Annotated in this window: 18 protein-coding genes and 2 tRNA genes; 5 read left to right on the top strand and 15 right to left on the bottom strand. The window is 45.4% G+C overall.

Annotation, left to right across the window (positions count from 1 at the left end; translation table 11 throughout):
- Position 1: 1 nt before the first annotated feature.
- From FN124_RS19310 to FN124_RS19295, 4 genes are all read right to left on the bottom strand, one after another.
- The gene (locus FN124_RS19310) at positions 2–1561 is read right to left on the bottom strand and encodes a L,D-transpeptidase family protein (protein WP_142686389.1); all 1560 of its coding nucleotides are present in this window, start codon (positions 1559–1561) and stop codon (positions 2–4) included.
- Between the two features lie 314 nt (positions 1562–1875).
- On the bottom strand, positions 1876–2466 hold the full coding sequence (locus tag FN124_RS31190; protein ID WP_221887831.1) for a hypothetical protein: 591 nt from the start codon (positions 2464–2466) through the stop codon (positions 1876–1878).
- 419 nt (positions 2467–2885) lie between these two features.
- Complete coding sequence (locus tag FN124_RS19300) at positions 2886–5423, bottom strand: phosphocholine-specific phospholipase C (RefSeq protein WP_142686388.1); 2538 nt, start codon at positions 5421–5423, stop codon at positions 2886–2888.
- Positions 5424–5621: 198 nt separating this feature from the next.
- On the bottom strand, positions 5622–6038 hold the full coding sequence (locus tag FN124_RS19295; protein ID WP_142686387.1) for a hypothetical protein: 417 nt from the start codon (positions 6036–6038) through the stop codon (positions 5622–5624).
- A 79-nt stretch (positions 6039–6117) separates the two neighbouring features.
- Between FN124_RS19295 and FN124_RS19290 the strand changes: the two genes are divergently transcribed.
- Together FN124_RS19290 and FN124_RS19285 are read left to right on the top strand one after the other, a co-directional pair.
- The gene (locus FN124_RS19290) at positions 6118–6984 is read left to right on the top strand and encodes a helix-turn-helix transcriptional regulator (RefSeq protein ID WP_142686386.1); all 867 of its coding nucleotides are present in this window, start codon (positions 6118–6120) and stop codon (positions 6982–6984) included.
- Between the two features lie 62 nt (positions 6985–7046).
- The gene (locus tag FN124_RS19285) at positions 7047–7916 is read left to right on the top strand and encodes a hypothetical protein (RefSeq protein WP_142686385.1); all 870 of its coding nucleotides are present in this window, start codon (positions 7047–7049) and stop codon (positions 7914–7916) included.
- Between the two features lie 41 nt (positions 7917–7957).
- On the opposite strand, the gene FN124_RS19280 is transcribed toward FN124_RS19285, so the two are convergent.
- From FN124_RS19280 to FN124_RS19265, 4 genes are all read right to left on the bottom strand, one after another.
- Positions 7958–9097, bottom strand: coding sequence for a hypothetical protein (locus FN124_RS19280; protein WP_142686384.1), 1140 nt, complete (start codon positions 9095–9097; stop codon positions 7958–7960).
- 69 nt (positions 9098–9166) lie between these two features.
- Positions 9167–10975 (bottom strand): STN and carboxypeptidase regulatory-like domain-containing protein, encoded by a 1809-nt coding sequence (locus FN124_RS19275; protein ID WP_142686383.1) that lies wholly within the window; start codon positions 10973–10975, stop codon positions 9167–9169.
- Positions 10976–10990: 15 nt separating this feature from the next.
- Positions 10991–11968: a FecR family protein gene (locus FN124_RS19270; RefSeq protein WP_142686382.1), complete on the bottom strand. Its 978-nt coding sequence runs from the start codon at positions 11966–11968 to the stop codon at positions 10991–10993.
- A gap of 10 nt (positions 11969–11978) precedes the next feature.
- Positions 11979–12554, bottom strand: coding sequence for an RNA polymerase sigma-70 factor (locus tag FN124_RS19265; protein WP_142686381.1), 576 nt, complete (start codon positions 12552–12554; stop codon positions 11979–11981).
- A gap of 409 nt (positions 12555–12963) precedes the next feature.
- On the opposite strand from FN124_RS19265, the gene FN124_RS19260 reads away from it, so the two are divergent.
- Positions 12964–13413 (top strand): OmpH/Skp family outer membrane protein, encoded by a 450-nt coding sequence (locus tag FN124_RS19260; protein WP_185937271.1) that lies wholly within the window; start codon positions 12964–12966, stop codon positions 13411–13413.
- A 139-nt stretch (positions 13414–13552) separates the two neighbouring features.
- Here the strand turns inward: FN124_RS19260 and FN124_RS19255 are convergent, their stop codons facing one another.
- From FN124_RS19255 to FN124_RS30925, 5 genes are all read right to left on the bottom strand, one after another.
- The gene (locus FN124_RS19255; protein ID WP_185937270.1) at positions 13553–13846 is read right to left on the bottom strand and encodes a GNAT family N-acetyltransferase; all 294 of its coding nucleotides are present in this window, start codon (positions 13844–13846) and stop codon (positions 13553–13555) included.
- Positions 13847–14026: 180 nt separating this feature from the next.
- Entirely contained in the window at positions 14027–14899 is an 873-nt protein-coding gene (locus FN124_RS19250) for an SMP-30/gluconolactonase/LRE family protein (protein WP_142686378.1), read from the bottom strand.
- 670 nt (positions 14900–15569) lie between these two features.
- Positions 15570–15893 (bottom strand): hypothetical protein, encoded by a 324-nt coding sequence (locus FN124_RS19245; protein ID WP_142686377.1) that lies wholly within the window; start codon positions 15891–15893, stop codon positions 15570–15572.
- Between the two features lie 306 nt (positions 15894–16199).
- Positions 16200–16571 (bottom strand): hypothetical protein, encoded by a 372-nt coding sequence (locus FN124_RS19240; RefSeq protein WP_142686376.1) that lies wholly within the window; start codon positions 16569–16571, stop codon positions 16200–16202.
- A gap of 462 nt (positions 16572–17033) precedes the next feature.
- Positions 17034–17192: a hypothetical protein gene (locus tag FN124_RS30925; RefSeq protein WP_185937269.1), complete on the bottom strand. Its 159-nt coding sequence runs from the start codon at positions 17190–17192 to the stop codon at positions 17034–17036.
- A gap of 161 nt (positions 17193–17353) precedes the next feature.
- On the opposite strand from FN124_RS30925, the gene FN124_RS19235 reads away from it, so the two are divergent.
- Together FN124_RS19235 and FN124_RS19230 are read left to right on the top strand one after the other, a co-directional pair.
- Positions 17354–18334: a DUF2157 domain-containing protein gene (locus FN124_RS19235; protein WP_142686375.1), complete on the top strand. Its 981-nt coding sequence runs from the start codon at positions 17354–17356 to the stop codon at positions 18332–18334.
- Entirely contained in the window at positions 18321–19493 is a 1173-nt protein-coding gene (locus FN124_RS19230; protein WP_142686374.1) for a hypothetical protein, read from the top strand. Before FN124_RS19235 ends, FN124_RS19230 begins: the two co-directional genes overlap by 14 nt.
- A 101-nt stretch (positions 19494–19594) precedes the next feature.
- Here the strand turns inward: FN124_RS19230 and FN124_RS19225 are convergent.
- Together FN124_RS19225 and FN124_RS19220 are read right to left on the bottom strand one after the other, a co-directional pair.
- Positions 19595–19667 (bottom strand) — tRNA-Gly (locus FN124_RS19225).
- 27 nt (positions 19668–19694) lie between these two features.
- Positions 19695–19770, bottom strand: a tRNA-Gly gene (locus FN124_RS19220).
- Positions 19771–19901: the final 131 nt, after the last annotated feature.

Here is a 19901-nt window from a genome sequence, read left to right as displayed (position 1 = left end):
ACTATTTAAACAGCTTTTGTTTAAATACTACATCATGCGCATATACATCGGAGGCAAAATGTAATTTGCCTCCTTCCATCCAAGCAGTGAAATAAGTAATGATCACTGGTACCGGATCTTTTACCGCCACAAATTTTTCTTTCCCGCTATTCATGGCACTGTCAATTTTTTCGTTGGTCCATTGAGGTGAGTCCTCCAAAACAAACTGCGCCATTTTTACAGGGTCTTTTAACCGGATACAACCATGACTATAAGCCCTGTTATCCCGCTCAAAAAGCGCTTTCTCAGGCGTATCATGAAAGTAAATATTGTAGCTATTGGGAAACAGGAACTTAACCCTACCCAACGCATTATGCGCTCCGGGCTTCTGGCGGATGACCGGCAAGCCATTGGCCTCCCCTGTTACTTCCATGTGTTTGGAAGCCAGGTAGCCCTTGTTACGCTGAACTGCAGGCAGGATCTCTTTCCGCACAATGCTGCGGGAAATATTCCAGTAAGGGCTGAACACCACCTGGTTCAGCATTCCTGAGAACATAGTAGTACTATGCCCTTCTTTTCCCACAACAATATCCATATCAAACAGGCGCTTATCCCCATCCGTCACATGCAATACAAAGGCCGGTATATTTACGAGGATCAGCTTTCCCTGCGGCTTTACAGGCATCCATTTCATACGCTCCATATTCAGCAGCAGTTGTTGTAACCGTTCTTCAGCGGAAATATTCAGGGCGTTGATCACGGTATCGTTCAGCATCCCGTTCGGCGTGTACCCGTTACTGTTACGGAAGGAATTGATAGCCGCTTCCAGTTCGTCATTAAATACATCTGTACTGTCACCGGGCTTTAACTCGCCGGTTATCTGCAGGCGTTTTTTTACGGCGATGATTTCCGGAGCTGATTGTCCTTTCTTTAATCCCTTCTTTACTGGCTGCAAGGGCTGCCAGCCTCCTTTGCCGACATATTCCCGGTAGGCTTTGAGCGGTTCTTTCATGGGGGCTACTGCCGGGAATACTTTATCATTGGTTCGAAGCATGGAATCGGCCAGTTCCATCACCGGATAGCGCTGGGCCGGCACCATATGCTCGAGTTGACCAATACTGCCGCCGGTTTCCCGGAAATAATTGATAAGCCGCCAGGTAAGCTGCAGCTCTGTTTTAATGATCTCTTTATCCGAAGAGCTGATCACCAGGCTGTCTTCATTCATCAGGTCATCCAGCCGCCTGTCAAGCGCTCGGTTGCTTATGCTGTCCCTGCTGTAATTATACAGGCTCCGGAACGCAGCTGTCTGTTCCACTGGTCCCCGGCTGTCGAACCATGCAAATTCAAAATTGCGGGCATTATAAAAGCTGCGGATCCTGTCGGCAATGGTGTCGTTCAGTTTTTGCGAAGTAATGAATGCCGCTATCGCTGTGCTGTCCAGGAACAGGTCGTTATAGGCGTTTCCGGGAGTAATTCCCGTATTGCGTGGGCTGATATGTTCATCAGAGCTGGCCGGGGCTGAAGGGGAACTACAACCATGCAGCATGTATGCAAACAATGTGATCAACAGGAGCTTCTTCATACCCTGTTTCCTATCAAATTAAAAGCCGTTTACAGGAATAGGCCGCTATACAGGATCCACGCTCCAGCGGGCGTAGCCGCTACGGAACAAACTGTGCATATACTGCAACAAAGAGAGGCTGTATCAAAAGTAATCTGAAGGTCCTGAGAATTGCGTAAACGAAAATTCTCACCATCAGGTACCCGAATAAAATCGAGTAAAAATTACTTTTGATACAGCCTCTCTTTTGCTCAGTTACCCGGATGGAGGCGGCAGCCGGTTAAAGCAAAACGCCTTCATTTATTTTTGATACCCCTTTCATAAGGCATACGCTGTTAATCTTTTAACCCCAGGTATTTTTGCACTGATTTATAATCTTTCCAGTCTACTCCACCACTGGCGCTGCGGGCAGCCACACCTCCCGGTACCAGCACATAGCGGAACTGCCGGATCACTTTTTCACCGGGGAAACTGCCCGAGCTGAGATCATGACTCGAAAGAATGAGAATTCCACCCTCAGCCGCCTGGAAGCTCACAAACATGTAGGGATCCAGGTATGGCAATGGCACAATGTAAGGTGCATCTGCAGAGTCGAGGTTAAAATAAACATTGACAGCGCCATTGGTCAGTATTTCTTTGGTAAGCTTTGGGACTTCAATGGCGCCAACAAAACCATCGCCGGTGGGCACCCCGTTCTGATCGCGGATACTGTCGAAAGCTACATCAAGCCAGTCAGAATAAATCACATTGGCCACACCGGTATCCCCTTTAGGGCCGGCAGGACCAGCAGGGCCAGCAGGACCACCGGGGCCGGCAGGGCCAGGATTACCGGCAGGCCCCTGGGCTCCGTCTTTGGAGCAGGCAGCAAATGCCAGGATTACGGCAAACAGGAACATTAAAGGCAGGTGACGGGAAGATAGTTTCATAAAGGACGATTTTGGATGATTTAATATATTTAATGATATGTGGAGTTTCGAGGCATCGGGATCTTTACACGTTAGTTAAGATACAAAAAAACAAATAACAAAAATGTGATAATTTAATTCGGTTAGTTATCGTTATCATGAAACAAAATAATGACCCTCTTGGTTAAATAAAACGTCCCCATTTTTTAATCTTTTCCCCGTTGCAATTTACCGACTACAAGTAAATGATGATGTTCCTACGGGTTAAACACATTTGTTTTCAATTCCAGGATACATGACGGATGATATGGATACAGCTGGAACCTGACAGAAGAAATTACCCCTGGAGATGGTAATGTAAAATACTGGTGGCGGCAATAAAAAAGGAAAGCGCTTCCTTTAAGGGAAAACGCCTTCTTTCCTGTCGTTGTGAATAAAAATTATACTCTTCCCATTACCGGGTCGCTGATGCTTTCCTTACCTGTTTCCACCCTGCCGGCATAACGCTGCGAGAAAAGATCGCTGCCGGAAGTCTTTACTGAAAAGTCGTACCAACCCTGGCTCTTAGCCAGGTCTATTACCAGTGTGGCGGTGGTGCGTGCAGCCACCGTTTTCTTCAGCACACCTTTTTTATATCCCAGGTCAGCAATGGTAAATGTAGCCGGTTGTATACCACGATTTACCAGTTTCAGCTCCACGTTGCCGGTTAGTTTTTTGCTGTTGGTAATACTGCGTTGGTAATTGCATATTATCTCCACCTCAGGATCGGAGGCATCACCGGTAAATTCCCGGTAAAACCCGTTAGGGCCATATACCCTCAGGTGATAATGCGCGTCTTCAAAAGATGACAGCGGCCAGGTATCTTTCAGCTGATCGCCCGCCTTTACGGCATAGGACCAGGTTCTTACAGGCTCCATCGTTTGTGTGTCTTCCTGCAAATATTTACCTGGTGCATACACGTTGAAAGGAGCGCCTGCCGCGCGATCGCCAAACACTTTGTTGCCGGCCTCAAAACTGATCCCGAATGATCTTTTGCCGGCATCCAGTTTTCCTCCCACATACAGTTCATAAGGCAGTGCGTTGGAAACACGGGTGCCCTTTTCCTGCTGTGGCATCCATTCTGCCGTAGCGGGGTTGGCATTGATCTTTGCAATTTCTTCTGCGGTAAGCAGCTTGAATTCATCCGGTAGTTTCTTGAACTTCGCGTTATAGATAGTTTCAATAAACTCGTTCCTTTCCGGGAAAGGAACTGAAATTTTTTCACCGTTAAAAGGCCGGAATACAGAAGTAAGATCACTGCAAACAGTACGGCGCCAGGCGGAGATATTGGTTTCCTTAATTGGCTTGCCGGTTTTATGTTGCAGGAAATGCTCCATCAGCTGCAGGATGGACGTATGGTCGCATACCTGTGAATTCACATAGCCACCACGGCTCCAGGGCGATGCTATGACCAGTGGAACACGGTATCCCAACCCGATGGGGCTTTCGCGGATCTCGTCTGCTTCCAGGTATTTCTTGGTCTGCTCTTCTTCGCGTGTTACATATTCCAGGCCGGTGTCAATTCCTGCGGATACCTTGCCGGTACCAGGCTTATGCGGCGCGGTGAACGGAGGTACGTGGTCGAAATAACCATCATTCTCATCATAACATAAAATAAAAATGGTTTTCTTCCATACCTCTTCTCTGCGGGTGAGGATATCCAATACCTCAGACACATACCAGGCGCCATACCATGGTGATCCCGGGTGGTCTGAGAACTCACCCGGCGCTACCAGCCATGAAATGGTGGGCAGCTTGCCCTCATTTACGTCTGTTCTGAACTGGTGCAGTATATCGCCTTTAGGCACCTGTACGGTTCTTTCCGTATCCCCATCCTTATAGGTAAGGGTTTCCAGCTCGTGGTAGTCGGGGTCGGCAATGTTGGTAGTAAATGCTTTGTTATGGAGATTTTGTGCGCGCCGGGATAATTTGGTAAAGTTAGCTGCGGTAAATTTTTCAGCATCCACCTTTACCTGTTCCAGTGCTGCTTTCTGCCGCTCCAGTTTCTTTTGCAGTTTGGCGGCTTCTTCTCCTGAAGCGATGCCCAGCTTTGATTCCAGGCTTTTTATTTCTTCCGGAAGTTCTTTTATTTTACGTTGCAGGTATTGAATATGACCAGCAGCAAAACGTACATTATAGGCGGCAAACCATTCTATGGGATTATCTGTAAAGTTAGCCAGCATCCCGTCTTTCTCCCCTTCCAGGCCGGCTGCACTGATTTCATTCTGATAAATTTTCCAGGAAATACCGTTGTCTTCCAACCGTTCGGGAAAACTGGTCCAATGCGCTTCACGTCCGTAATCCACATCCTCATTCCATACATTGGCTTTGGCATCTGCCTTTTGTTCGTCGCGCAGGGTGCCCGTCCACAGGTAAAGCCTGTTTGGTGTGGTACCGGTTAAGGAAGAACAGAAATTCTGATCGCACACTGTGAAAGCATCGGCCAGGGAATAATAGAACGGGATATCTTCCCGGTTATAATAACCCAGGGTGAGCGGCATAGGCGCCCATTCTTTATTGCCTGATTTCTTTACCAGCAGCCACTGATCGTATTTACCGTTGTTACGGGCATCTACCTGGTTGCCCCATGAATGCGGCAGGCTGCTCATCCAGGTGGCCTTTGTGTCCTTCATATTAAGCCGGAAAGGGGCATAAGTTTCATTCTTTGCATTACTCTGCAGCCATACCAGGTTCTTGTTGGGCAGTTGTATAGCACGTGGATCATTATAGCCCCGCACTCCCCGGAGCGTTCCATAACAGTGGTCAAACGACCGGTTTTCCTGCATCAGCACTACAATATGCTCTGCATCCACGAAAGTGGTACCGGGCTTCGGGTCAATGGCCATTGCCCGCTGAATAGAGGCTGGCAAGGCGCTGAAAACACCGGCGGCCCCGGATAGCAATGCTGCCTTTTTAATAAAATCTCTTCTGTTATCCATTAGTCGTTATAAATTTTCATGCACACTGTAAAGGGATCATACGAAAATGGAAAATAGTAAAATTCCCGTGGTATCTGCTATTTACTATGAAGAATGGTCGTTATCTTATTATTATGGTTATGCAGTAACGGGGCATAAAAAAAGCTTCCGCTCAATACGGAAGCCTTTCTATATATGTTGAGAAATGGTAAAGCCGGTTTACTGCGCGGAAGGCACCAATACGATTTTGATCCTCACTTTGGTAGCTGGCTTCTGTGAAGCAGCGCCATTCACCCCTTTGATATCTACTTCTACTGCCTTGTCATCATGGATAACGAAATAAGATTGATTGTCATACACCTGCGGCAGTAATTCAAATGCCTGCGGCTCCACTGTCGAATTCGCCGCATCATACCTGGCCATGGAAACAATTACGCCATCCAGCTGGTTTACGTTATTTAACTCGGGTACCTTAATAAGATAGAAGAATTTTCCGTCAGGATCCTGTTCCCAGCTGTTCGGGTTTACATCAACCAGGATCGTTTGGTTAGGAATAACTACTTCATTGGTGGTTTTGGTGCAACCGGGCAATATAAAACCCAGTAACAGCAGCGGCAGGTAGAACCATGTTTTCATATTGTGTTGCGTTTAACATCATTTCACCAAATACAATGCCATAAACATATAATTCCACGCTAATCCGTACTTTTATGGCATGTTACCACGATACCCGAAAGCTTTTGAAAATATCCCCGCCGTTCAGTTGCAACACGCCGGGAAATCGGTGGTAGCCTGGTTCAGGCAATCGGCCGAGGCGGGCAAAGAACAGGGCTTCCTTACAGAAAACTGCCTGGTATTCATTCTCCGGGGCACTAAACAACTGCACTTCCGGGAAGGCGACCTGATTGCTCACGCGGGCGACCTCCTGCTGCTGAGAAGGGGGGTGTATTTTATGACTGATTTTATTACGGATGGTACCGATTACCAATCGCTGATGGTATGCATGGATGATACGCTCCTGCGCTCCTTTGCCAGTGAAGACGGCGCCCACGGCCCTGCCATCAAAACAACACTGCCGGTAGTCATCCCCTGTAAAACTGAATTGCTACAGGTGCGCAACAGTATCCTGGGCTACCTGGAACATCCCCACATACATACCAACCGGCTGCTGGAATTAAAAATAAACGAGATCTTACTGCTGTTGCTCTGCGGCGAATACCGGCAGGAGGTCCGGGCTTTCCTGTCGCGCCTTTTCGAGCACAGTGCGGAAAATATTTCCCTGGTCATCCGCAATAATCTCTTTCAGCCTTTTACCCTGGAAGAATATGCGAAAATGTGCGGCCTAAGCCTAAGCAGCTTTAAAAGAGAATTTGCCCGCCTCTATGATGCCCCTCCCAAAAAATGGATCAATGAAGAGCGCCTGAAACATGCCCGTGAACTGCTGCTGCATTCCAGCAACAATGTCAATGAAATTGCCTATGAGTGCGGTTTTGAAAATGTATCTTACTTTATAAAACAATACCGGCAGATTTATGGCGTTACGCCCAAAAATGCACAACGAACCAAAAATGCTATTTTTTGAACGATTCCTGCTATTGCTTCATTCCCGGCTGTGATACCTTTGATAAAAAATAACAGATAACTATGAAACGTATACCGATGATGGCTTTCATCCTGATGACCAGCCAAGCCTTTGCACAGCAGCGGCTCAATAACGCATCCTTTATGCATGCCCCCGAAAGCGTGGCTACGGATAAAAGCAGCTACTTTATTGCCGATATAGGCGAAGGTGCAAATCCTACCAAAAAAGATGGTAACGGGATCATTTTCCGGATGAACAAAAAAGGGGATCACCAGGTATTGGCCACGGGACTGGATGCCCCCAAAGGCGCATTCATCCTGCATCACACCCTTTTTGTAGCAGATATCGATAAAGTGAAGGGATATGATATTATTTCAGGTGCGCAATTATACAATATAAACCTGGCGCCCACCACTGCTTTTCTCAATGATATTACAGCTGTTGATGATTCCACACTGGTGGCCTCTGCTACTGATGTAAATAAACTCTTCCTGGTACACCTGGGAAAAAATCCCCGCACGGAAGAACTGGTATATACCAATCCCATAAAAGGCACCAATGGCGTAGTGTACGATGCGCACAGCAAAAAACTGTATGTATGCGGCTTTGGCAGCAATAATACTCCAGGCGGGCAAATAGGATATATAGATATGAATACCGCAGAAAAAGTGTTCACTCCACTTACCAACCGGTTGGGTTATTATGATGGCATTACACTCACGGATCACAATAAACAACTGGTCATATCCGACTGGGTAGCTTTCGAGAAGAAGGGAGTACTGCTTAAACTGGATCTGGCCAGTGGCCGTGTTAGCACACTGAATAAGGAACTGATTGCTGGTCCGGCCGATTTTACACTGGATGCTGCCGGCAACGCTATTGTGCCTGCAATGCTGGAAGGAAATGTATTGAAATATACTATCTCAAAATAAAAAAGTAGCGGAGGAAGCCCGTTTCCTCCGTTAAATAACAATTATATCCTTACCTGTACACCCGCTGTCCCGCCGATGTATCCTCCATGGAACTTATCGTTCCTCCTGTATTCCGACCAGATATAATGGGTACTTATTCCCTGCCCGACACCATGTTCTGTTTGCACAAAATTAAATGTAGGACCGGCAAATACTTCTACCCTGCTGCCAAAGCGATAGGCGGGAAATATACCCAGCGATTGCCGGTGATAATATCCTTTTTTGAAATCAGTGAGCACCAGGGTGGTAGCTTCTGCATTGATCCTGAAATGTGACAACAGCGGCCAATGCGCGCCGATACCAGCTTGCAGGGCATACAAAGGATTAGGGTTATCCTTTAAATTATATCCTGCCCCAAGGATACCGTACAATATTTTTCCACCGGATTTGAAAGAAGCAATAGTGGTAGCCGTTTCATCGATGCTTACACTCACCTGCATTTCTCCGCCCTTCACAATGTTCACCGCACCTATAGGGCATTCGCTGCTATCGGCAATATTGATAAAACCTACCTGCACGCCCTTTACCTTTTTCGCAATATTGATAAACCCTGCTACCTGTGAGTGCACATTTTTAGCCGTGTTCATAAAGCCTGCTACCTGTACATTGGCGTCTTTTTTTGCTATATTGATAAACCCCGCTACCTGTACCTGCGAATTATTAGCTGCCATATTCATAAAACCGGCTACCTGTGTACCATCTGCATTATGCGGCACCAGGTTGGCAAACCCCGCCATCTGGACACCATGCATACTACCGGCCGTATTCAGGAATCCCGCTAACATAGCGCCGTTGCCGCTGGTTTTTACCTGGTTCATGAAACCCGCCACAGTAACAGCGTGAAATGTTTTACCGATATGATTGGAGAAAGCAGCTACCTGCGCGCCGGTAGCGTTGTCTTTAATGATATTGGAAACACCTGCGATAGCTGCGCCGGTTTCAGCTTTGGATACACCGGCAATAATATGTAAGGAAAAATGATTGGTATAAGCTGCTGCATTTTTTCCGTTGCTGCTCAACGGATACACAAAACCAATATGCGCAGGACTGGTCAGCGGCGTTTGTGCATACGCCGCAGTAGCAAAGAATAAAACGGAAACAAAAAAACAAATGATCCGGCTGCTGAAGTAAAATGTTCTCATGGTGTGTTAGTTATTTCGTACTGTATAACGACACGTTGAAGAACTTATACCCCTATGCAAAAATTGAAATTAAAAAAGGCTGATGCCAGCCTGCCATCCCAACCATCCGGTAACAGCATTACCTATCTTAAAAGAGGGATAGTGCGCGCCAAAATCGGTGGACTTATAACCCGGCATGGGCACTACTGAATCATCTGTATAAATAGCCAGCGCAGGTCCTGCGAACAGGGTGATCCGTTTGGATAATTTTATATTGAGAGAAGGTTGTATACGGAAAATCTGTGCATCGTTTTCCCAGGCGCCCAGGAAAAGATTCTGCCCGGTGATTTCGGTGGATAAAGACAATCTTTTATTGAATGGAATAATTTTTCCTATGCCGTAACCCAGCGACCACGCCTTGCTGTTTTCACCGAAGTCGGCGCCTCCCAGCAGGATGCTATACAGCTCACTGCGACCGGTTTTCCAGGCAATATTAAACGGCAGCACATCCGTGCTGAACAATACTACTTTCTTATAACCCCTGCGCACAATACTGATGATGCCGATACTGTACCCGTTTACCGTATCTGCAATATTCACCAGGCCAATCTGTACCCCGTCCATTTGTTTTGCATAGTTAAAAATGCTGGCAATCTGCACCCCTTTCATCACTCCGCGGTTGATGTTGCCTACGCCTGCAATCTGGGCGCCGTGAGCGTCTTCTTTATTGTAGTTGCCAAGGCCGCTCAACTGCAGCCCATCAAGGTTTTTGCCGTTATAGGTGAATGCACCTGCCACCAGCCAGCCCTGCGTATGGCCGCGGTTAATACCGCCTATGCCACTAACGGATACGCCCTCCATATTCTTACGCACCTGGCCAATAGCGCCGGTAAGCTGCACGCCTTCCATATTTCCCTCCGTAATATTGCTAACACCTGCTACCTGCAAGCCTTTCATGGAATCCAGCACATTGTTGTGCAACCCTGCCAGCTGAACGCCCTTCGTTTTTCCTCCCACAATATTTACCAGGCCCGACACCTGTACATGCTGCATATCATTTTTCACAATATTGAACACGGTGCCTATTTCCACACCATCTACCCCTGCAGCATAACCGCCCAGCATATTCATAGAAAATTTATTCACTACCTGCCCGCTCATCCGGCCATGCGTACCCAGGCCCGGTGTAAGCGATACCTGGTAAGGCTTATCAGCCAGGAAGCCGCCAATATTCAAACTGGTTAATTTCTGACGGGAGGATAAAAACATATTTCCCAACCAGGTTTTTTCTACCCGTGCATGCCCGGTAATATCCACCACTTTCAGCTGGTATGTAGCAGGGGCAATGCTTACCGCTATCTCCTGGTCGTAGCCTGTGGTAAGCAGCAAAGAGGTATCTGCATAGAGGTCCTTACTAACACTAATGGCTGCGGTAGGATATTTATCCCTTAACCGCAGCCTGAAGTAGCCGTCGTTGTTTGTTAGTGTAGAAATGAGTTGCTGTCGTTCATACACACTCGCATTGGGTAGCCGTTGTCCTGTTTTCCGGTCCGTGACTATCCCGCTGATCAGGTAGTAAACCTGTCCCTGTGTTTTTTTCAACAGGATGATATAGTTCCCTGATTCTTTATATACAAAATCACCGTTGAATAAAATATCGAGTACCTGTTTTACACTTTTATTTTTTACGGAGATGTTCACCAGGCTGTCCTGCGGGAGGATAGTACTGAGATAGGAGAAATAAAAATCCCCCTGTTTGCTGATAGTGGTCAGTACTTCCGAAAGCGGCCGTTGCTTTACGTCGATGCTGACCGTTTTATTAAGCAGCTGCTGTGCAGCCAGTGGTAATGAAAAACAACAAACAAATAAAAATGTCAGCAAATGCTTAGGTGGTAACATACAGTACGAAGGCTATTATTTCAGTGTAATTTGTGATCCCTGTTTTTCAACGGCAATCTCATAAGTAAGCCCGATCACTTTTAAAGTACTATCCAGCGAACTGTTGGTAAAGGTAGAATTAATCTGTAAATCGCGTTTGTCATTGTTAGCAATAACGATGTTTACACCATACGCTTCATTGAGGATCTCTACCAGCTTCCATAAAGGAGTATTGTTGCACACAAACGTTTGGGTGCGGTAATAGCTGTACAGTTCATCTGTATTGCTTTGCTTGCTGGGCGCTTCCTGCTGCTCGGTTACCACTGCTTTTTCATGTTGTTTCAGCTGCACACTGTTCTTGTTCTTGGTTACTTCCACGGCACCGGTTTCCACAATTACTTCGGTTTTGCCGCGTGTACTTTTAACATTGAAGGAAGTGCCCAGTACCCGTACCGTCACATCATTTACTTTGATCACAAAGGGTTTGCCCGGATCCTGCGTCACGTTAAAAAATGCTTCTCCTTCCAGTTTTACCAGGCGTTGTTTATTATCGCCTGCATAGGTGATGGTAGATTGTTTATTCAGCGTTACCTGTGAGCCGTCCGGCAGCACATCCTGTTTAATTTGTTCGCCTGAGCTTACGACTAACGGGGCGTTACGCTGGCTGGAAATATACCACGCGCCGGCAGCGCCTATCATGATAATGAGTACTGCTGCAATCCGGAGAATAGGTCGCCAGGCGAAGCCCGTATCCATTTTTACAATGCGGGTAGTATTTTCGTCGGCTCCTACCCGTTGCTGAAAGCGCGACCATGCGTCGTTTTCATTCACAGTGCTTACAGCAGCCAGTTTCCGGCTCTCTTCCCATATCAGGCGGAAATGTTCAAAGTAGCGCTGGTGCTCCGCTTTCTCTGCCAGCCATGCGGTTACAGCTGCCTTTTCGGATGGTGTGGTGATATCCAGCAGATGTTTTACCAGCAGGTCGTCATTTATATGTGTAGATGTATTTTTCACGGAAGCACTTTTACAGGTGGAGCAAAATTATTAACAAGGGCAGGAAATCCACCAGGTTGAGCCGTAGTAAGCGCAATGCCTTACCCATCTGGTTTTCCACAGTTTTTATAGAGATATCCAGGCGATCTGCTATTTCCTGGTATTTCAGTTCTTCAAAGCGGCTGAGCTGAAAAACGGTACGGCATTTCTCCGGCAACGCCATCAAAGCTACTTCCAGCTTCTCTTCCAGTTCACGCAACATTACCTTGCCTGATGCGTTTCCAATATCCTGGTCGTTGCTCATCTGGTACTTTGTGTGCGCCTGGTGGGCTGCTTTTACTTTCTGATGCCGCAGGTAATTAATACATTCATGATATACCGCCCGGTACAGGTATCCCGAAACAGATTGCTTTATCTTTATATCACCTGATTTTTCCCACAGTTTACAAAAGACATTCTGTACCATCTCTTCTGCCATCACTTCGTCTTTTAATAATGTACATGCATAGGCATGCAAGCCTTTAAAATGAGTTTTAAAAACCTGTTCAAATGTTAATGAGTTTTCTATTACCGGTACTGCAGCGTTAGCCGGATTTATAAATTCCATGCCCAGGGTTTGATATCTAACGTCAAATATAATTCCTTCTGCCAATTGAACTGATTTATTATACGACACCTTTCTATGCGTTTACCCCTACGCGGAAATTGTCTTGGGACACTGATTTAGATGATTATGATGATTCCGTTGATATTTTTCTAAACATAATATAAAATTACATTCATAACATAAACGTTATCAAGTAAAATTAATGGTTATTATTAACTGGTATCTTAATCAGCAGAATCATCATAATCATCTAAATCAGTGTCCCAAGACAATTTCCCGCGTTACTTTAACATTACTTTATATTCGTGTTAAAGAATATTTCACAACTGGACTATTATCATTGTAGAAATTATCCCGGATGAAATATATCTGTACACTTTGCATTTTACTGTTAGGGAAAACTGTTCTTTTGGCCCAATCCAAAACGGGCTATATCAATTTTCAGCAAATGATTGCCATGATGCCGGAAAGTAAACTGGCAGGGGATTCTCTGAATATTTTACAGGATAAATTAAATACAGACGGGCAGCAGCTGGTAGCCGAGTACACGAGAAAAGTGACGGAATACGACAGCACGCAGAACAAAATAAGCGAAACGCTGAAAGAAGTTAAGCTTAACGAGATCAAATCATTATCTGCCAATATCCAAAAATATAAAGAGATGTCTGAACAGGCCATGAGTAGCAGGGAGCAGCAGTTGCTGGCACCTATCCTGGATAAGGCAAAAAAGATTTTAAAGGCGGTAGCTAACGAAAAGGGCTATACGCTGGTGATTGATAACTCCAGAGACGCGGTATTAGTATCCGCAGAAGCCGACGACCTGATGGGTGCAGTAAAGGCGAAGATGGGGATCAGGTAAGAGGACATTTGAATATTTAGTTATTTAGTTATTTGACTGGTATCTGTGTCTGATGAATCTTCCGCCATTCTTACTCTCTGATGATACAGACGGGCCGGCAAATAATTAAATAACTAAATGTCAAATGTAAAATAAAGAGCTATATATGTAAACCGTGCGCCAGCAGGGTTTTCCATTTAGGATTACTGCGAACAAATTCTGCTACTTTTTTACTGGACGGCACCATGCGGATATTCTGTGCAGAAATTTCCTCCATAACCTTTCCCAGCATCATTGGTAACACACCTTGCTTTTCCAGCACCGGCGGCACTTCAGCCCCGGTCAGGAAAATACGGGTTCCATTCCTCTCATAAATTACTTTAGCCAGCTGTCCGGCAATATGCGCCTCAAACTGCCTGGCCTCTTTGTTGTCAATGATTTTAAAATCCTTCATGATCATAATTATTTTTTACATGATGTTTCTAGCGGTAGAATACTAAGGGAAGTATCTGCAAAGGGAAAGTCGAAATAAGATAGTACGAATGGTATTAAAGTACCCTGAAAAAGCCGATTCCGTCTGCAAATATACTAATAATATAGCAGAAAACCGTGAAACAATAACATGTAAAAATAACTAATACCTAAAGTAGTTGGCTGGTAAGCCTTTAATTGGAAGTCTCACGTGAAACACACTACCACTAAGGGGATATTCAGCCATCTGTTCGGCAGTCATATGCTCCCGGGCGGTAGTGATCAGCATCTCATCCATTCCCGGGCCACCGAAAGCGCAGGAAGATACATGTGGTGCCGGCACTTCCACCTTTCCCAGCAATTCACCTGTTACAGGATTCCAGCGATACACGCCATAGCCGCCCCAATGAGCAATCCATAGCATGCCTTCACTATCTATAGCCATTCCATCCGGCCAGCCCAGTTCCGGCGGAATGCGTACTGCCACCCTTGTAAAGGCAATGGCGCCTGTTGATTCATCGTAACTGAATTCCTGTACTGTACGTGTATGCGTGTCGTTATAATACATTTTGTTTCCTGCCCATACCAGCCCATTGGAAATGGTAACACCGGCCAGTTTCAGCTCCGGTGCGGCCTTTCCGCTGATACAATAAAGATTGCCGGTCCCTTCTTCGGGTGGCATCTGCATCGTACCAATCCACAACCTGCCAGCGGGATCACATTTGCCATCGTTGCAGCGCACCCCCCTGTGTTCTTCCAGTACAGCGATACGACTGCCCATTCCCTGCTCCGGCGAAAAAAATGCAATGCCATCTTTTAATCCTGCCACCAGTTCATTCCTGCCGGCTACCGGCGCCAGTGTGGTTACATAACCGCCGGTGTCAAACCGTTGCTGAAAACCTTTTGCATCCCGTATATAAATGGTAAAGCCAAGTATATCCACCCAACACCAGCTGTTCCTTTCCTTCCACCAGCAGGCCCCTTCGCCTAATTCGCAGGTCAAAGCAGATAATATGGAAGCCTGGTATGTTTTCATATTTATATTGTTGATTTGATAAAAGCTGCGCTGCTGTTCATTTCTATATCTCAAAAATATAGTTTTGTGCGTTGCAATGAAATAATGTATGCTTTGTGAGCCATCATAGAGGAGATAGACGTAGCAAATAAATTTTATGACTAATCTGGAGGCCAATAAAAGAATAAATAGAATTGTAATGTATATGTATGTTATATTGACAATCAGAAATATTCGCGGTTAGTATTAGGCGGTTCACCAGTTATCCTTTCCGGAAAAATCCTTATTTCCTTTCATAGTCTTTTTTAATTCATCAATAAACAAATTGATATCATGATTTGTCTGGACTTTTAAGCGTTTCCAAGATTTTAGAGGTAAGTTAATGTGTCCACAATCAGGTACCTCATTTGTTAGTAACCCACCGGAATCATGTATAGTGCTGGTTGCAGATTGGTTATGAATCAAATCTGTAACCGAGTATTTATACCTGCCTGGACGGCACTGCACGGTAAAGAAGTCTAAAGAATTTATTGAGAACAAAGAGGCTGTCTCAAAAGTAATTTTTTCCCGATTTTATTCGGGTACCTGATGGAGAGAATTTTCGTTTAAGCAATTCTCAAGGCCTTCAGATTACTTTTGAGACAGTCTCTTTTGAACATTGAATAAAACTTATACCTCTTTTCAAATTGAACTACTCATCATCTGGTTCATCTGGATCGGGTGTGGGAGGTGGTTGAATTGCTCTTTCATAAGAAGAAAACTCCACTATCTCAAGAGTAGAAAAATCTTTAAATTTTGTGGCCAGTAATTGCAGAATTTCCAAAGGGCACGAATCTGCGGTTAAATATTTGGAATACTCTTCACGAGTAATCAAAAGCGCTTCTGCAATTTCATCGTCTGCGATAGGCGTTCCCGCTTTTTCAGACTTATTCTTTATTTCGTTAACAGCGAATGAGAAAACGCTTTCATGAGGGCCACTTCCGTCCCTATACTTTATAGTTGTTTGATGCTCCATGATTTGACCTTTAAAACAAAATTATTTACAAATCCTAATATCCGTAAAATACTCCTGTTCGGTCTTAGGTGGTGAATATGGAGCATATACAAAGTAACAACTAATATAGTAATTCCACTCGCATATTGAAACTGGTACATTAATAAGACCAGGAACAAACGTTAACCCTATAATAGTAGCAGTCCGTGTTACATAATAACCCCCATAGCGATAATAAGCAGACTTGTTTCTTGTAATTTCTACCCAGGGCCTCGCGAATCCTACTATCAAATTTTCTGCTTTAAGTAAAGTTACGTGGGGTCGGGTCTATACTTGAGGCCCAATTCCATCCTTTTCATCTTCCCTATAATAAATAATACCAGGATATTTTCCAATAGGATACTCTGGCGTTGGTATAGGAGCTTCTGGAAAAGTAGCCTCCACCGATGTTTCACCTTCTATTCTACCACTACTCAAACTCTCCTGTGTTACAAAAGGTGTGGAATCAATTGGAATTTTCTCAATACTCTTAGTCCCATCTGTATATTCGATGGTCATAACTCCTTTTGTAAAATCCCTGATAGTGTGTTTTCTTACTTTATATACAGGAGCATCCTCGTTTGCTTTTTCTTTGGTACAGGAAAGCGCTAAAGCAATGCTGGCGAATGCCACACTAACCACTTTAAAATTAAACTTCATAGTCTTATTGTTTATGGTTGGTAAATTAATCCTTACAAATAGGTAAAGTTTTCTGGGGTCCAGGTTAACCACTTCTTTCCGAAGATAAGACATAAAACGGCAGTTGGTCTTAAACTTGTATATTTATACCGTAGTACTATGCTTATATATATTATATTGACTTCAACGAAATAAACCAGGATAAAAGATCCCACACCAGGTAAAAGCGATATATTCCACCAGCGACAGATTCAGCACGAAAGTAACCTGCTCAAAGGCCCCAATGTTTTCACCCCCCCCAATCCCAAAACTTATTTATAATACCCTCAGGCGCGTTTGGCGCCAGGCTGTAGTTACCAACTTTCTGCCCCCGCTGTTATAGTTATGGCTACTTGCGAAAGGATACACCGTTACATCTGGCTGCATTCCGTGATAAAATAAGACCCGCATATCCCAACTACTATATTTCCCGGTTTTCCCATATTAGTTTCCTGTCTGGTTGACCGTTGGAAGTAACGCCTGTACATAGGAACCATCCGGCATCCTGCGCCAATCCTTTAACCGCTGGCTCACAGGTGTAATAGCCGCCTCTATGTTGTCTGTAATGCTGGTCGGCTCATAGTCGTAGATGTTATCGGCCAAAAATTCCCAACGGTAGCATGCATGGGAGTGTTAATTGGGAAAGTGGCGCCCGTGTGAAACCTGCCTGGATGAGTTATACACCGAAGCCAGTAAATTTTGCCGCCTGATATTGTATATTGCAGCGTGTAATGATTGTTAATTCCAACTTCTTAACGCCATCTATGAATATCAAAGTATTTGAAAAACTCCGTGCAGCGGAACTGATAAATGACACGGAGCTTGGGGCAGTGAAAGCTGCGGAAGATCAGCGGCTATTCTCCCTCCACTGGGAAATCAAAACATTGCTTTATCTCGGCGTACTGTTGCTGAGCGGCGGCTTAGGTATCCTGATCTATAAAAATATCGATACCATTGGCCACCAGGTGATACTGCTGATCATTGGGGCTATCAGCGCCGGTTGTTTCAGCTATTGTATCCGGAAAAAAGCGCCCTTTTCATGGGAGAAAGTAAATTCGCCCAACGCCTTTTTCGATTATGCGTTACTGTTAGGCTGTCTTACCTTTGTTACTTTTGTGGGTTACCTGCAGTTCCAGTATACTGCCTTTGGCACTGCTTATGGATTAGCTACCTTTATCCCGCTGGCCGTACTCACGGTAAGCGCTTATTATTTCGATCACCTGGGGGTACTGTCTATGGCCATCACCAACCTGGCAGCCTGGATGGGTATTGCGCTCACACCTTTCCAGGTGCTGTCGGCCAACGACTTTGGCAACGAGCGGCTTATCTATACCGGCGCCATACTTGGTGTGCTCCTGCTTTCGCTGGCGCTTATATCTGCCCGGAAAAATCTTAAAAAACATTTTGCCTTTACCTATCAGAATTTCGGTGCGCATATTATTTTCATTGCCTCTGTGGCAGGCATGATCGTGTTTGACACAGGCTGGATTGCCTGGTTTGCATTTATGGCAGTTGTTGCATACTTCCTGTACCAGGAAGCATTTAAAGAACGGTCTTTTTACTTCGTGCTCATCACCGTGCTGTATAGTTATGTGGCTATAAGCATTGCCGTGGTGCGCTTGCTTATTTTAACAAATGATATTGGCGGTATATACCTCGGACTGTTGTATTTCATTGCCTCCGCCATTGGTGTAATTGTGTTACTGATTAACCTCAACAAAAAAATCAAACATGCTCGCGTATAATTCCACAACACTCGATAACCTTGAAATAAAAGAAGAAGCAGAAAAAGCACTGCGCAAAAATTGTATAGAGCTATCTACCTACAAAGCCATTGAGGCTGCACACCCGGTAAATTTCTATACGCCTAACCCGGTGATCAAGATAGGGCTGTTTATACTTACCGTTGTTATCGTGTCCTTTTCGCTTGGCTTGTTATCGCTGATGATGCTTGATCTTCTCCGGAATGAAGATGGCTTCGCCGGGCTGTGTATCCTTGCAGGACTGGTATGCTACGGCGTCCTGGAGTTGTTTATCAGGGAGAAGAAATTATTTCGTGCAGGCGTAGACGATGCCCTGCTGTGGGGAGCCGTTTTACTGATTTGCAGCAGCATGGCCATAGTTGATCATGTTTCTGCCGGCACCATCTGCTTTGTGGTATGCTTTGTTACCCTGTTGGCCACCTTACGCTTTGCGGATATGGTGATGGCTGGAGTATCCTACCTGGCCTTCCTGGGTTTTATATTTACGGTAGCCATGGAGCTGGGGCCTGTTGCCAAAATCATTATGCCTTTCCTTATCATGGTAATATCCTTTACCGTGTATGTTGCTGTAAAAAAAATATCGGGATATCATTTCAGCAGGCATTATAAACACTGCCTCACGGTTATATCCGTGCTTTCCTTACTCACGCTTTACCTGGCTGGTAACTATTATGTGGTAAGAGAGCTGAGCAATGTTATGTTTGGCCTGCAGCTGCAGGACGGGCAAAGCATTCCCGGCGCTTTGTTCTTCTGGGCCTATACAGCGGTTGTTCCACTGGTATACCTGTGGCTGGGCATCCATAAAAAAGATGCAGTGTTACTGCGCACCGGGATGATATTGCTGGCTGCTATTGTATTTACCGTGAGATATTACCATAGCGTGCTCCCGCTGGAAACAGCCATGGTGCTGGGCGGACTTGTACTTACCGTTGGCGCCTGGGCATTGATCCGTTACCTGAAAACGCCCAAACATGGGTTTACTTATGTGGAAACGGAAGATCCTTCCCTTGCAGATAAATTAAAGCTGGAATCCCTCATTATTGCACAAACTTATGTGCCGGGCGCCCAGCCTGCTACTACCAATGATATACAGTTTGGAGGCGGCTCCGGTGGGGGCGGTGGCGCCAGCGGGGATTATTAATTGCATTATAAAAGCAGGCCTCTTCTGTTGCGGGAGAGGCCAATGCCAGCCTCGTTTGCAGGCATAAAAAAAGCCCGGCTGAATGATCAGTCAGGCTTTAGAGCGAAAGACCGGGCTCGAACCGGCCACCCCGACCTTGGCAAGGTCGTGCTCTACCAAATGAGCTACTTTCGCAGATGTATTAAGAACTTTATAAAAAACTGGAGCGAAAGACCGGGCTCGAACCGGCCACCCCGACCTTGGCAAGGTCGTGCTCTACCAAATGAGCTACTTTCGCAGGTATTAAAAACTTTCTTATTTTAAGAACTTTTCCCATCGAAGCGCATTCTTTCGTTTGCTTTGCCCCGCGGCGTTTTCGTTGGGATTGCAAAGATAGGAAACGGACTGAAAACACAAAATTTTTTTTGG

The sequence above is a fragment of the Chitinophaga polysaccharea genome (genome assembly GCF_902150045.1).
GTDB lineage: Bacteria > Bacteroidota > Bacteroidia > Chitinophagales > Chitinophagaceae > Chitinophaga > Chitinophaga polysaccharea_A.
The sequence above is the reverse complement of the archived record's forward strand: the minus strand, read 5'-3'. Positions and strand labels throughout refer to the sequence as shown.

Excerpts from the sequence above, each read along its gene's own strand:
- FN124_RS19310 (WP_142686389.1), bottom strand. The coding sequence starts at position 1,561 with ATGAAGAAGCTCCTGTTGATCACATTGTTTGCATACATGCTGCATGGT.
- FN124_RS31190 (WP_221887831.1), bottom strand. The coding sequence starts at position 2,466 with ATGAAACTATCTTCCCGTCACCTGCCTTTAATGTTCCTGTTTGCCGTA.
- FN124_RS19300 (WP_142686388.1), bottom strand. The coding sequence starts at position 5,423 with ATGGATAACAGAAGAGATTTTATTAAAAAGGCAGCATTGCTATCCGGG.
- FN124_RS19295 (WP_142686387.1), bottom strand. The coding sequence starts at position 6,038 with ATGAAAACATGGTTCTACCTGCCGCTGCTGTTACTGGGTTTTATATTG.
- FN124_RS19290 (WP_142686386.1), top strand. The coding sequence starts at position 6,118 with ATGTTACCACGATACCCGAAAGCTTTTGAAAATATCCCCGCCGTTCAG.
- FN124_RS19285 (WP_142686385.1), top strand. The coding sequence starts at position 7,047 with ATGAAACGTATACCGATGATGGCTTTCATCCTGATGACCAGCCAAGCC.
- FN124_RS19280 (WP_142686384.1), bottom strand. The coding sequence starts at position 9,097 with ATGAGAACATTTTACTTCAGCAGCCGGATCATTTGTTTTTTTGTTTCC.
- FN124_RS19275 (WP_142686383.1), bottom strand. The coding sequence starts at position 10,975 with ATGTTACCACCTAAGCATTTGCTGACATTTTTATTTGTTTGTTGTTTT.
- FN124_RS19265 (WP_142686381.1), bottom strand. The coding sequence starts at position 12,554 with ATGGAATTTATAAATCCGGCTAACGCTGCAGTACCGGTAATAGAAAAC.
- FN124_RS19255 (WP_185937270.1), bottom strand. The coding sequence starts at position 13,846 with ATGAAGGATTTTAAAATCATTGACAACAAAGAGGCCAGGCAGTTTGAG.
- FN124_RS19250 (WP_142686378.1), bottom strand. The coding sequence starts at position 14,899 with ATGAAAACATACCAGGCTTCCATATTATCTGCTTTGACCTGCGAATTA.
- FN124_RS19245 (WP_142686377.1), bottom strand. The coding sequence starts at position 15,893 with ATGGAGCATCAAACAACTATAAAGTATAGGGACGGAAGTGGCCCTCAT.
- FN124_RS19240 (WP_142686376.1), bottom strand. The coding sequence starts at position 16,571 with ATGAAGTTTAATTTTAAAGTGGTTAGTGTGGCATTCGCCAGCATTGCT.
- FN124_RS19235 (WP_142686375.1), top strand. The coding sequence starts at position 17,354 with ATGAATATCAAAGTATTTGAAAAACTCCGTGCAGCGGAACTGATAAAT.
- FN124_RS19230 (WP_142686374.1), top strand. The coding sequence starts at position 18,321 with ATGCTCGCGTATAATTCCACAACACTCGATAACCTTGAAATAAAAGAA.